Here is a 12,260-nt window from a genome sequence, read left to right on the forward strand (position 1 = left end):
GAGGGTTAGAATAGCCAGCTCCACTGGTGCGAAGCGACCCCGATGACCGAACTCACCCTGTATCACAATCCGCGCTGCTCCAAATCCCGCGGCGCGCTCGAGCTTCTGGAAGCTCGCGGCCTCGCGCCGACACTGGTCCGCTATCTCGATACACCGCCTAGCCGGGACGAGCTCAAGGCACTGCTCGGTAAGCTCGGCGTGAGTGCCCGCGACCTGCTGCGCACCGGCGAAGAGCAATACCGGGCACTCAATCTCTCCGATCCAGCGCTCGATGACGATCAGTTGATCGACGCCATGGCCGAGCATCCCAAGCTCATCGAGCGCCCGATTCTGATCGTTGGCGACAAGGCCGTGATCGGCCGGCCGCCAGAGCGCGTGCTGGAGTTGTTGCCATGACCGCGCCCTTCGTTCTGGTGCTCTACTACAGTCGGCACGGCGCCACCACGGAGATGGCCCGGCATATCGCGCGGGGCGTCGAGCGCGCCGGCCTGGAAGCCAGGCTGCGCACCGTCCCGGCAGTATCGGCCGACTGCGAGGCGACCCGCCCCGAGATTCCCGAGGAAGGTGCGCTCTATGCCACCCTCGATGACCTGAAGCACTGCGCGGCTCTTGCGCTGGGCAGCCCGACGCGCTTCGGCAACATGGCCGCGCCGCTCAAGTACTTCCTCGACGGTACCAGCAGCCTATGGCTGACCGGCGAGCTGGTCGGCAAGCCGGCCGGCGTTTTCACCTCCACAGCCAGCCTGCATGGCGGCCAGGAAAGTACTTTGCTGTCGATGCTGCTGCCGCTGCTGCACCACGGCATGCTGGTACTCGGTCTGCCCTACAGCGAAAACGCGCTGCTCGAAACCAAAGGCGGCGGGACGCCCTATGGCGCTAGCCATCACGCCGGAACCGATGGCAAGCGAGCACTGGATGAGCACGAAATCGCCCTGTGCCGCGCCCTCGGTGAGCGCCTGGCGGAAACCGCCAAGCGCCTGGAGATCCGCCGTGGCTAGAAAACCCAAGCCCCTGCCCTCGCTGGAATGGCTCACGCCGCGGGTCAAGGTGAGCCGGGCCGTGAGCCTGATCAGCTTCATCGCACTCGCTGCCCTGGTCGCTGGGTGGAACCTTTTCTTCGCCGACCTGCATGGTGCACGGACCTGGGTGGTGATGAGCATCCAGCTCGTGCCGCTGCTGCTCGTGGCGCCCGGAGTGCTCGCTGGCAGTCCGAGGGCCCATGCCTGGACCTGCTTCATCGTCAACCTGTACTTCATCCAGGGTGTGTTGGCCGCGATCGATCCGGCACGTTCGCTCTACGGCTGGCTCGAAGCACTGCTCAGCCTGCTGCTGTTCTGTGCCGGGCTCGTCTATATCCGCTGGAGCTACCAGTACCAGCGCAAGCTGGCGGGAGAATGAAGCGGCTGCGGGGCTGCGTTCAGGAGAACCAGCCCTGCAGCAACAGCGGACCTTCCTGGCCGATGGTTCGATACGCCCAGCCAATCCGGCCGCTGCGCGTTTCGATGAGGTAATAGTCGCGCCGCACGTCGTCCCCATCCCACCAACCGGACTCGATGCGCTCGGGCCCGGCCAGGATTCGCGGTGTCGATTCGCGCAGCGTCACCGGCTCGCGCAGCAACCATCCCGGACGTTTCGCCACTGCCAGCAGCGGGCTCTGAGCAGGCTCGCGCTCCAACTGCCAGGTCCGTTCGGGACGATGATCGACCAGCGCCCGCAACCCCAGCACCGCCTCGTCGCCCAGGCGGGCCCGCAGACGCTCGCGCAACTGCTCCCAGGGCAGCGACTGCTGCGGTCGATCGTTGAACAGTTCCCGATGTTCGGGCACGAAGACGGGCAGGTCGCGCGCAACCAGGCGCAATGCCTGCGCCGGGGCCGGGATCTGCAATTGCTCCAGGCGCCCGCGCGCCAGCTCGAAGAGCATCGAGGCTTCACGCTCCGCGCTCAGCAAGCCGACGGGCACCAGGCTGTCCTCCCGCTCGCGGTGCTCCAGGTGAAGGGTGAAGCGCTGCACGCCGCTGTCGCGCCCGGCAAGAAAAGCCGCCAGATCGGCCGTCAGCCGTCGCAACGGGAAGAGCAGCGCCTGATGGGAGGCGACGTCGTAGTTGAGCTCGATGCGCAGGTCGAACTCGTCCGGCGGCGCGTAATACTGCAGTGTCAGCGGTCGAGTGCCGACCAGCGTATCGAGGTGGCGAAGCACGTCCTTGGGAAAACGTCGCGCCACCGTGTCACGTGGTAGCGCCAACACCAAGTCCAGCGTACGCAGCCCCATCCTCGAAAACGAGGTGGCCACCTCCGCAGACAGCCCGACCCGATCGATGGGCATGCACCCGAGCACCTCGCGCAGCGCCGCGTCGTCCGACACCACCAGGCCGTCATGGGCATTGGCCAACATGCGCGCGGCCGCCGGATTCGGCGCCAGCACGATGCGATGACGAAAACCCAGCGCGGTCAGCTCCTCTCGCAATCTCGCCTCGAACCGTGGCCAGGGGCCGAACAGGCCGAAACTGGATTCCACCTCCATCAACAGCGCACGGGGGTAATGCAGACTGACATGGGAGCTGAACCGATAAGCCCAGGCGGCTAGGAAGTTCTGCAGGCGCTCGACTTCAGCCATGTCGTACTCAAGAGTGGCGAAATTGCGAGTTATCGCCTGGGCGGCAATCAACGATTGCCCAGGACGCAGACCCAGCGCACGGGCCGCCTCGTTCATCGTCTGCAGGATGCGCCGCTGCGGCGTACCGCTGATCAGCGCCAGCGGTGTGTCGACATCGTCACGCCCGCGCAGCACACCATCGAGTGCCAGTTGCGGCAGCACAATACAAGCCCAGCGCATGACGGCTCACTGCCAGGCGGCAAAGGGAATCGGATCGGGAGGTGCGACCGCTCCACGACACTTGAGTACCCGCAGCTGCGCTGGCTCCAGGCTCAGGCGCAACGCTGCAGGGGACGGATTGACCGCCTCCTTCAGCGGGCGGTAGGCAAAGGCCAGGGTCTGTCCCGTCTCGGCGGCGACCTGCAGACGCCGCAAGGCGCGATCGTCCGCCTGCTGTGGCCAGCACAGCACCGCCCCGCAGCTTCCCGAACGCAGGCATTGCTCGGTGGCCCACAGCGCTTCCTTGCCACGCGACTCCACAAGCGACAGCCAGCGCAGGTCCACGCCTGCGGCCAGCCATGCCTGGGGAAAGGGGATGTGCGGCGGCGCCACAAGCACCACCCGCTCGGCAGCCGCCGTCAGCCGGGCCAGGGTCGGCCAGAGCAGCTGCAGCTCACCGCTGCCTTCACCCGGGATCAGGATCTCTGTGAGGGCCGCATCCGGCCAGCCGCCGCCAGGCAGCAGCGCATCGAGCGGCGCATGCCCGGTGGGCTGCGTGCTGCTGGCTACCTGGGCTACGGGGCGGCCTTTCCAGACCCGACGCTGGTCTAACAGCGTCTCGAGGGCAACGACACCACTCATCAGCCACGCCTTACCAGGCCACAGAACACGCCCTCGATGGCGAAGTCCTGCCCCGGGTCGACCAGGATCGGTGCATAGGCCGGATTTCGCGGCAGCAGGCGTATCGCATCCGCGCTGCGTTCGAAGCGCTTGATGGTGACTTCCCCTTCGAGCCGGGCCACCACGATCTGCCCATTCTGCGCCTCGCCGATGCGATGCACGCCGACCAGATCCCCATCGAGAATGCCGTCCTCGATCATCGAGTCGCCTTCTACCCGCAGCAAGTAATCGGGCAGGCGGGCAAAGGTGTTGCGTTCGAGTATCAGGTGGCCGTGCAGATCAGCGTCCGGGCCGATCGGTGCACCGGCTGCAACGCGCCCGAGCACCGGGATTTCCAGCATTTCGCTACGCGCCTGGCGCTCCACCAGGCGTATGCCGCGGGCCTGGTTGGGCAGCACCTCGATCAACCCGGCCTCGGTCAGGGCCAGGATGTGCTTGCGCGCCACGCCACGGGAGGCGAAACCGAAGGCTTCGGCGATCTCGGCGAGGCTGGGCGAAAGGCCCTGCTCTTCGATGCGTTGGCGAATGAAGTTCAGGATGGCGCGACGGCGGGGGCTTAAGTCTTTCATGGAGTACATTTGTACTCTTTTGCGAACCATATGACCAGCGCCTTTGGTCCGCCACCTGCCAGGGCGGGCGGAACGTGTTCCGGCATAGACCCATCCAACAGGGACAGTTCATGTCTTGCAGAGGATGACTTGAGCGAACTTCCAACCAGCGTCTGGAGCCGTTCCCTGGAGCGCTTCCGCCAGGACACCGCGGCCAACCGCCCCACGCCAGGCTGCGGCGCCGTCGCGGCAGTCAGTGCATCCCTTGGCCTTGCCCTGGTGCTGAAGGCACTGCGCATCAGCCAGACGCGTCAGGAAGACCCCAGGCGCCTGCGTCTCATCGAGCCCGTCGAAACATTGCTGAAACGGCTCGGCAGCTTTGCTGACGATGACATGCAGGCATTCAGTCGCTACCTGCAGGCGGCACGACAGTCCGACGATACGTCCGGTGACGATGTACAGGCAGCGGCGCGCCAAGCCTGTGCGGTCCCGCTCGCGACCGCCCATGCCTGCCTGGAGGCGCTCGGCCTGAGCGTTTCGGCCCTGTCCCTGGCCGTCGACGTCGTGCGTGCCGACATCGAAGCGGGCGCCCTGCTGATCCATTCGGCACTGAGCGCGGCACTGCTCAATGTCGACGCGGACCTGCCCTGCCTGGCCGGACATGACAGTCGCGAGCAGGCCCGCGCGATGCGCCAGCGCCTGCAGGCCGACGCCGATGCGGCGCTGCAACGGCTGCGCGGTGGCGCATCGCGCGGGCGGGGGATGACTAGTCGATGAGGGTCAGCCAGGGCCAGCGCGCCCGATAGCTTTCGGCCTTGCCCGCGAACAGCTCCGGCTGTGGCGTCAGCGGGTTGCAGCGCAGCAGGCCGTGGTCCAGTTCATTCAACCCGAACGGCGCATAGAGTTCACCGCTGACGACATCGATGGCGACACAGGTGCAGGCCACCAGATAACGATCGACGCCCTCGCGGCTGCTGTTCAATTGCGGGTAGGCCAGGCCGAAACGCTGCGGATACCAGAGATGGACCCGGGCCTGATTCTTCACCTCCACAGTCACGCCTAGGTCGGCGGTGAGCGCTGCGACCTGCCGGATCACCCTGTCCTCGGCTTCCCAAGACAGGTCGTGGTCGAAATAGAACAGGTCGTAATCCTTGACGCCCCAGTGCGGGGGCAAGCCGGCCTGCCGATTCCACCAAGCCTGGTAGAGGCAGCCGGCGGTGAGTACGCATTGCGGGAGTGAGAGGGAGGGAAGCCGCTCGAGCAGCGTGACATTGATGGGGTTGGTCAGGGCCGCGTCGATCAGCCCCGACGCGCTCAGCGCCACGCCGGCTCGACGATCAACGGAACATGCTGCGACGCGGGCGGCGGCGGGCATTCCACCAGCCAATCGCCACGGCCACGGCGATCACCACGAAGGCGGTCAGCGACCATTGCGCCATGCCCAGGCCCAGGATCGGGTCGTAGGCGTCACCGCACATGCCGGTTGCCTGGAACAGGGTCGGCATCCACTGGGCCAGAGGAATCGCATCGGTCCAGAGCTGCATGACGTCTATACCGCAGCTCGCGGCCGGATGGCCCTGGACATAGACCAGTCGCGCCGCGACGCCGACACCGACCAGAGCGATCAACAGGGCCACGAATGCGGCGCCTCGGTTGGCCCGTGCGCTTGAAAAGGAGGCACCCACGAACGCGACCAGGGCGATGAGCAGGAACAGATAACGCTGCACGATACACAGCGGGCATGGCGCCTGCCCCATGACTTCCTGGAAATACAGCGCACCGGCCACCAGCCCCAGACAAACGATGCCCAGCAGAATCAGCAGCATGCGTTGGCCGGAAAAGCGCTGCGGGCCACCGGAAATCGCCATGATGTATTCCCCCATTTCCATCTCCAAATGTGTTTAGGTGCGCAACGCTAGCAATCGTCGAGCCATTTGTCGCAGCGACTTGTCAGCAAATCTGGCAAAAAGCTACCAGCACCCATCGATTTCGCGACCGAAGCGACATCCTGAGAGCACGGCAGCTGCCGCTAGCCGCGCCGATCAGCCCCGCGGCCTGACGCCCGATGCTCCAGGCTGTTCACTTCGACTGATCGGCTGGGTACAGCGCAGGTCGCGGTAGGTGCTGCCGTCGAGCAATTCCCAGCCGGGGCCGGGCGAGGTCTGCTGGCAAGTAACCTGGCCATCGAGACGACTCAACCACTTGTAATAGGGCGCAGGCGCCGCAAGGGACAGCAAGGGAAGGCTGGACAGCATCAGGCAAGTGGCAAGGCGCATGGCGGTATGACATCGGAAAGATTTCGCGCACTTTACCCGCCCCGTGGCGTTGTGCAAGCACCGTCGAGCATCATGCTCAGCCCCAGACCTTTTTCGCTTCGCGCATGAAGATTTCCACCGTCTTCGGTCCGACACCCTCGAACTCGGCCAGGCGCTTCTCCAGGTCCTTGCGGCTCTCGCTCATCTCGTGGAGGCGCTCGAGCTTGCCTCCATATTCGCTATTCAATTTCTCGCAGAGCTTGAGCAAACGATCGGCGGTCGATTCGTCGTAGCGCACATAATGCCCCTCGCCGAGCATGTCGACGATCTGCTGCCAGCTGCAGTTACCCAGTTTCCTCGGGGTATCGCGCTTGTGCTTGTCGACGATGACCCGATAGGCCTCGGCGGCGATATCCTGCTGGATCCGCTTGCCGAACAGGAAGCTGGCGAGGAACCACTTGAACAGCTCGCCCTCGCCCTTCTCGATATCGATACCCAGCTCTTTCGCACTGATTTCAGCCGTCATGTCGTTCCCCGGTCGTTTTGGTCTCTTGTTTCCGATGACCAAAAAAGCAGGGCGTTCCTGACAGCGCAGGCCTGGCGACGGACTGCCGTCATGTCAGGGGGATCATCACCGCTGTCTGGAACCCAGGGCGCTCGCACAGGCGGTCGTACCAGGCCTGCAGATGCCTCAACTCGGGGCGTTCGATTGGCATCTCGAACCAGGCATAAGCAAAGCTGCCCAGCGGGATATCGCCCATGCCAAACGTTTCCCCGGACAGATATGGCTGCGTCGTCAGCGCCTGGTCAGCCAGCGCCAGCAGGTCGCTGCAGGTCTGGAAGGACTTCTGCACTTCGTCCATCTGGCGCTGCCCTGGCGGGGTGCGCACCATGTTCCAGAACAGCACCTTGAAGGGCGCCGCCAGCGACGAGGTAACCCAGTCCATCCATTTGTCGGCCTGGAAACGTTGCGTCGGATCAGCCTGCCAAAGCGTGGTCTCCCCATAACGCGCCGCCAGGTAGCGGACGATCGCGTTGGATTCCCAGAGCACCAGGTCCCCGTCCTGCACGCAGGGCACCAGACGGTTGGGGTTCATCGCCACATACGACGGCTCATCGACCACGCCAAAGGCGCCGCCGGCGTCGATGCGCTGGTAGGGCACATCCAGCTCTTCGAGACACCAGAGCACTTTCTTGACGTTGGTGGAGTTGTGTCGACCCCAGACTTTCACTTGCATCGCGCGCGCCTCCTTTCAGGGCGCCAGGGCGCCGGATGATCGAACCCTATACCTCGACGGCTGGCTCCGCCAGTTCGGATCATCGCTATGCCAGGTCGCCGCCGCTGATCGTCCCGGCATTTTGCCAAGGACGGAACTGCTGTATAAATGCACAGCCTTTTCATTCCGGATGTCTCCGGATCGCTCAGCGAAGCGGACGTTCGATGCGCCAGTCTCTGCCCAACCCTTTTTATTACCTGGACAATTTCCAATGGGTCCTCGCCTGGGTAGGGGCTCACCATGCCGATCTGCTCGACGAAGCCGAACACCGGTTCATCGAGCGTTTCTCGGCTTTGCCGCAACCCTCCCGAGCGCTGCTGGTACGCATGGTGATGCGCAAGGGCGAGCTGTTTCGCGCCAGCAAGCTGCGCTATGAGGAGATCGGTTGTCCGCACCTGGCTGCCGCCCCCTTGATCGAGCTGGGCTGGCTCGACGATGTGCCCGCCCTCGATCTGCTCCAGCTGTTCGGCCTCTTGAGAAAGGCCGAACTGGTCCAGGTATTCGGTCAGGCCGCCGCGTCGCTAAACCAGCGCAAGGATGAGCTGCTCCAGCAACTGCTGGACGAGCATGCCCAGGCTCAGCCACTGCATCATTGGTGCGGCACGCTTGAAGATGCTGTTTTCGAGGTGCGCATCGGCCAGTTGTGCGAGCGCCTTCGCCTGATGTTCTTCGGCAACATTCACCAGGACTGGTCCGAATTCGTCCTTGCGGACCTCGGCATCTACCGCTACGAGCAGGTAGCCTTTTCACCGTCTTCCCGCGCCTTCCAGCGCCGCGAGGAAATCGACGCCTATCTGCACCTGCATCGGTGCCGCGAGCGCTTCGAGGTGGGCGAGTCGCTGGATGACATCCTGCGGGACGTTCCCGATGCGCCCTACCCCAACGCCTGGCTGGAAAGTCGCCGCGGCAAGCTGCTGCTGCGCCTGGCGCAGCAATACGAGCGCGAACAGGACTGGCCTCAAGCACTGCGGCTGCACGCATCCAACCGTTATCCCGGTGCGAGGCAACGAACCATCCGGGTGCTGGAGCGCTGCGGCCAGGTCGAAGCCGCGCTGGAGCTGGCGTTACGGGCAGAGGTCGCGCCGGAAAGCGAACTCGAGGCGCAGCAGCTCGAGCGCATGCTGCCGCGCCTGCGACGTGCCCTGGGCCAGCCGCGCAGCCCACGCCGAGCTGCGGCGACAGCGGAGCGCATCGACCTTGTCCTGCCGGCTCCCGACGGCGGCCTGTCTGTGGAATATGCCGTGCGCGAGCATCTGGACCGCCCCGAGGCGCCGGTTCATTACGTCGAAAACATGCTGCTCAATTCACTGCTCGGGTTGCTCTGCTGGGATGCCTTGTTCGCCGCCCTGCCCGGCGCCTTCTTCCACCCCTTCCACGCCGCGCCCGCCGATCTGGCGCAACCGGACTTCCACAGCCGTCGCGCCGCATTGTTCGACGAATGCCTGGGAGCCCTCGACGACGAGAGCTACCGCGACTGCATCCGCCGCACCTTTCGCGAGAAAGCCGGCATTCACACCGCGTTCGTGGCCTGGAGCCTGCTCGACGACGAGCTGCTCGAACAGGCCCTCGCGTGCATTCCCGCCGCACACCTGAAGACCATCTTCATGCGCATCTTGCGCGACGTGCCGAACAACCGCACCGGTCTGCCCGACCTGATCCAGTTCTGGCCCGAGCAGGGTCGCTACCGGATGATCGAGGTCAAAGGGCCGGGCGATCGGCTGCAGGACAACCAGCTGCGCTGGCTCGACCATGCCGCCGAGCATGGCCTGCCGATCGCGGTGTGCTACGTGCAATGGGCCGGGCCGACGCCGTGAGCTATCAGGTCGCGGTTCGGGCGCTGTGCGAATTTACCGCCAAGGCAGGCGATCTGGACCTGCGCTTCACCCCCTCGCCCACCGCGCTCGAAGGCATCGCCGGCCATCAATTGGTGGCATCCCGACGCGGTCAGGACTACGAATCGGAAATCACCCTGACCGGCAGCTATCGCAGTCTGCAGGTACGCGGCCGTGCCGACGGGTACGACCCGGCGCGCAATCGCCTCGAAGAGATCAAGACCTTTCGCGGCGACCTGTCCCGCCAGCCGGCCAACCACCGCGCCCTGCACTGGGCACAGGCCAAGGTATACGGCTGGCTGCTGTGCCAGAGCCGGGGGCTGGCCTCGCTCGAACTGGCGCTGGTGTATTTCGACGTGGTCAGCCAGCAGGAAACGGTGATCGCGGAGGACCATCCTGCCGAGTCGCTGCGCGAGTTCTTCGAAATGCACTGCGAGCGTTTCATCGGTTGGGCCGAAGCGGAGCTGACCCACCGTGCCCGGCGTGACCAGGCGCTGTTACAGTTGCGCTTTCCCTATCCCGAGTTTCGCAGCGGACAGCGGCAACTGGCCGAGGCCGTCTACAAGGCGGCCTGCACCGGCAGCAGCTTGATGGCGCAGGCACCTACCGGCATCGGCAAGACGCTGGGCACGCTGTTTCCGCAACTCAAGGCATTTCCTGGGCAACGGCTGGACAAGCTGTTCTTCCTCGCTGCCAAGACCTCCGGGCGCCGCCTGGCGCTGGACGCCCTGGCCAAACTCGACAGCGATGAGGCGCTGCCGCTGCGCGTGCTGGAGCTGATCGCCCGCGACAAGGCGTGCGAGCACCCTGACAAGGCCTGTCATGGCGAAGCCTGCCCGCTGGCCCGAGGCTTCTACGATCGCCTGCCGGTCGCGCGCCAGGCCGCCCTCGAACGCCCCGTGCTGGACCAGGCAGCACTGCGCGAGACTGCCCTGGCGCACCAGGTCTGCCCCTATTACCTCAGCCAGGAGCTGGCGCGCTGGGCGGACGTGGTGATCGGCGACTACAACTACTACTTCGACCTGGGCGGCCTGCTCCACGGGCTGACGCTGAACAACGGCTGGCGCGCCACGGTGCTGGTCGACGAAGCCCATAACCTGCTCGAACGCGGGCGCAAGATGTACAGCGCCGAGCTCGACCAGCGCAGCTTCAAGGGTCTTCGCCAGAACGCCCCGGCCCTGCTGAAGAAGCCGCTCGAACGCGTCCAGCGTTGCTGGAACGAACTGCACCGCGAGCAGATCCTGCCTTATCAGGTCCATGAGGCGTTGCCCCTGAAGCTGATCAACGCTCTACAACAGGCGGTCAGCGCCATCACCGACTACCTGGGCGACAACCCTGCCGGGTTGGCGCCGGAACTGCAGAACGCCTATTTCGAAGCGATGCACTTCTGCCGTATCGCCGACCTGTTCGGCGAGCATTCGCTGTTCGACGCGACCCTTCTGCCTGGCAGTGCCCGCGGCGGCAAAAGCTCCAGGCTGTGCCTGCGCAACCTTTTGCCCGCGCCCTTCCTCTCGCCACGCTTCGCCCTGGCGCATTCGACGGTGCTGTTCTCGGCAACCCTGAACCCTCGTCGCTTCTATACCGATACCCTGGGCCTGCCCCCGGCCAGCGTCTGGCTGGAGGTTGAATCACCGTTCGAAGCCAGCCAGTTGCAAGTGCATCTGGCGCAGCACATTTCCACCCGTTTCAACGACCGTGCGGCTTCGCTGCCACCGATCGTCGACCTGCTAGCCCGACAGTATCAGCGGGAGCCGGGCAATTACCTGGCCTTCTTCAGCAGCTTCGATTACCTGCAGCAGGTCAGTAGCCTCATGGCCGAACGGTATCCCGAACTGCCCTGCTGGGAGCAGACCCGCGCCATGGACGAGCAGGCGCGCACGGCGTTTCTCGAGCGCTTTTGCGCCGGCGGTCGAGGCATTGGCTTCGCTGTATTGGGTGGCGCCTTCGCCGAAGGCATCGATCTGCCCGGAGACCGACTGATCGGCGCCTTCATCGCCACCCTGGGCCTGCCACAGGTCAACCCGGTCAACGAGCAGCTAAAAACACGCATGGCGAGCGTCTTCGGCGCCGCGCACGGCTACGACTACACCTACCTCTATCCGGGTCTGCAAAAGGTGGTTCAAGCCGCTGGTCGGGTGATTCGCACGCCGCAGGATCGTGGCGTCATCCACCTGATCGATGACCGCTTCGCGCGGCCCCAGGTCCGGGCGTTGCTGCCGGGATGGTGGTCAATCCACTAGCACCCTCAGTCGCGGAAGTGCGCCGGTAGGGCCTCTCTTCGGATCGGCTGAGCGGCCTGTTTCTGGCCAGATGCACGGCCTGTCATCCGACAACCTGCAGCTCTACCTCGCGAGCTCGACACGATGCCATCTCCCGGGCCAACCATCCAAACAGCGATGGAAAGGCTTAATGCTCCGTATAACGGGGCTTTCAGGCCACGGACGAATAGTTCATTCGTCGCGTTGACAACTGTTACTGCATGTTGATAATCGCCCATGTCGTATGACGACATATGAGGTTGCTGACACACACGATAACGCAGGAGGCCTCCTGCCGGCTGCGTACAAGAGACACCCATCCCTGCGCCTTCGAACAGCCAGCGGATGATCACATCAAAAAGGGAGTACAAAAATAATGACCCCACGCAATCCGCTAGCCGCCGCCGTTTTTGCCGGCGGCCTGACCATGGCCCTGGGCGTCCCGGTCGCCGTGGCGCAGGAAGGCTTCATCGATGGCTCCAAGCTGAGCGTCAACGCCCGCAACTTCTACATCAATCGCAACTTCGTCGACCCGACCAATGCCCAGAGCAAGGCCGAAGAGTGGACGCAGAGCTTCATCCTCAACTTCCAGTCCGG

The 12,260-nt window shown here is 64.6% G+C and carries 15 protein-coding genes; 7 read left to right on the forward strand and 8 right to left on the reverse strand.

The window, feature by feature from the left end; genetic code table 11:
* Positions 1-42 precede the first annotated feature (42 nt).
* Genes arsC through G7026_RS13895 form a run of 3 tightly spaced genes read left to right on the forward strand, consistent with a single transcriptional unit; the run spans position 43 to position 1,398 of the window.
* Positions 43-396, forward strand: coding sequence for an arsenate reductase (glutaredoxin) (gene arsC / locus G7026_RS13885; RefSeq protein ID WP_181071500.1), 354 nt, complete (start codon positions 43-45; stop codon positions 394-396).
* The gene (gene wrbA / locus G7026_RS13890; protein ID WP_181071501.1) at positions 393-998 is read left to right on the forward strand and encodes an NAD(P)H:quinone oxidoreductase; all 606 of its coding nucleotides are present in this window, start codon (positions 393-395) and stop codon (positions 996-998) included. The genes arsC and wrbA overlap by 4 nt, the downstream gene beginning before the upstream one ends.
* Positions 991-1,398: a DUF2069 domain-containing protein gene (locus tag G7026_RS13895; RefSeq protein WP_181071502.1), complete on the forward strand. Its 408-nt coding sequence runs from the start codon at positions 991-993 to the stop codon at positions 1,396-1,398. Before wrbA ends, G7026_RS13895 begins: the two co-directional genes overlap by 8 nt.
* A 19-nt stretch (positions 1,399-1,417) precedes the next feature.
* On the opposite strand, the gene G7026_RS13900 is transcribed toward G7026_RS13895, so the two are convergent.
* From G7026_RS13900 to lexA, 3 genes are read right to left on the reverse strand one after another with little or no spacing between them, the layout of a single operon-like run.
* Entirely contained in the window at positions 1,418-2,833 is a 1,416-nt protein-coding gene (locus tag G7026_RS13900) for a Y-family DNA polymerase (protein WP_181071503.1), read from the reverse strand.
* A gap of 6 nt (positions 2,834-2,839) precedes the next feature.
* Complete coding sequence (gene imuA / locus G7026_RS13905) at positions 2,840-3,454, reverse strand: translesion DNA synthesis-associated protein ImuA (RefSeq protein WP_181071504.1); 615 nt, start codon at positions 3,452-3,454, stop codon at positions 2,840-2,842.
* Positions 3,454-4,071, reverse strand: coding sequence for a transcriptional repressor LexA (lexA, locus tag G7026_RS13910; RefSeq protein ID WP_181071505.1), 618 nt, complete (start codon positions 4,069-4,071; stop codon positions 3,454-3,456). Before lexA ends, imuA begins: the two co-directional genes overlap by 1 nt.
* 120 nt (positions 4,072-4,191) lie before the next feature.
* On the opposite strand from lexA, the gene G7026_RS13915 reads away from it, so the two are divergent.
* Positions 4,192-4,818, forward strand: a complete 627-nt coding sequence (locus tag G7026_RS13915; RefSeq protein ID WP_258190273.1) for a cyclodeaminase/cyclohydrolase family protein — start codon at positions 4,192-4,194, stop codon at positions 4,816-4,818.
* Here G7026_RS13915 and G7026_RS13920 read toward each other — a convergent pair.
* The 5 genes from G7026_RS13920 to G7026_RS13940 all read right to left on the reverse strand — a co-directional run bounded on the left by G7026_RS13920 (position 4,808) and on the right by G7026_RS13940 (position 7,534).
* A complete protein-coding gene (locus G7026_RS13920; RefSeq protein ID WP_308811802.1) occupies positions 4,808-5,365 on the reverse strand; it encodes a nucleotidyltransferase family protein in 558 nt (185 codons plus the stop codon). The two genes, G7026_RS13915 and G7026_RS13920, sit on opposite strands and share 11 nt — an antisense overlap.
* A 13-nt stretch (positions 5,366-5,378) precedes the next feature.
* Positions 5,379-5,924: a disulfide bond formation protein B gene (locus tag G7026_RS13925; RefSeq protein WP_258190274.1), complete on the reverse strand. Its 546-nt coding sequence runs from the start codon at positions 5,922-5,924 to the stop codon at positions 5,379-5,381.
* 159 nt (positions 5,925-6,083) lie between these two features.
* Positions 6,084-6,317: a hypothetical protein gene (locus G7026_RS13930; protein WP_181071508.1), complete on the reverse strand. Its 234-nt coding sequence runs from the start codon at positions 6,315-6,317 to the stop codon at positions 6,084-6,086.
* 76 nt (positions 6,318-6,393) lie between these two features.
* Positions 6,394-6,822, reverse strand: a complete 429-nt coding sequence (locus tag G7026_RS13935) for a DNA methylase (RefSeq protein WP_181071509.1) — start codon at positions 6,820-6,822, stop codon at positions 6,394-6,396.
* Positions 6,823-6,910: 88 nt separating this feature from the next.
* Positions 6,911-7,534, reverse strand: coding sequence for a glutathione S-transferase family protein (locus G7026_RS13940; RefSeq protein ID WP_181071510.1), 624 nt, complete (start codon positions 7,532-7,534; stop codon positions 6,911-6,913).
* 203 nt (positions 7,535-7,737) lie between these two features.
* Here G7026_RS13940 and G7026_RS13945 point away from each other — a divergent pair, with 203 nt between their 5' ends.
* From G7026_RS13945 to G7026_RS13955, 3 genes are all read left to right on the forward strand, one after another.
* Complete coding sequence (locus G7026_RS13945) at positions 7,738-9,387, forward strand: VRR-NUC domain-containing protein (protein WP_181071511.1); 1,650 nt, start codon at positions 7,738-7,740, stop codon at positions 9,385-9,387.
* Positions 9,384-11,645, forward strand: a complete 2,262-nt coding sequence (locus G7026_RS13950; RefSeq protein ID WP_181071528.1) for an ATP-dependent DNA helicase — start codon at positions 9,384-9,386, stop codon at positions 11,643-11,645. The genes G7026_RS13945 and G7026_RS13950 overlap by 4 nt, the downstream gene beginning before the upstream one ends.
* Positions 11,646-12,039: 394 nt before the next feature.
* Positions 12,040-12,260 (forward strand): OprD family outer membrane porin (locus G7026_RS13955; RefSeq protein WP_181071512.1); only part of this gene is annotated, 221 nt, incomplete at its 3' end.

It is taken from the genome of Stutzerimonas azotifigens (assembly GCF_013522725.1).
In the GTDB taxonomy this organism is placed as follows: Bacteria; Pseudomonadota; Gammaproteobacteria; order Pseudomonadales; family Pseudomonadaceae; genus Stutzerimonas; species Stutzerimonas azotifigens_A.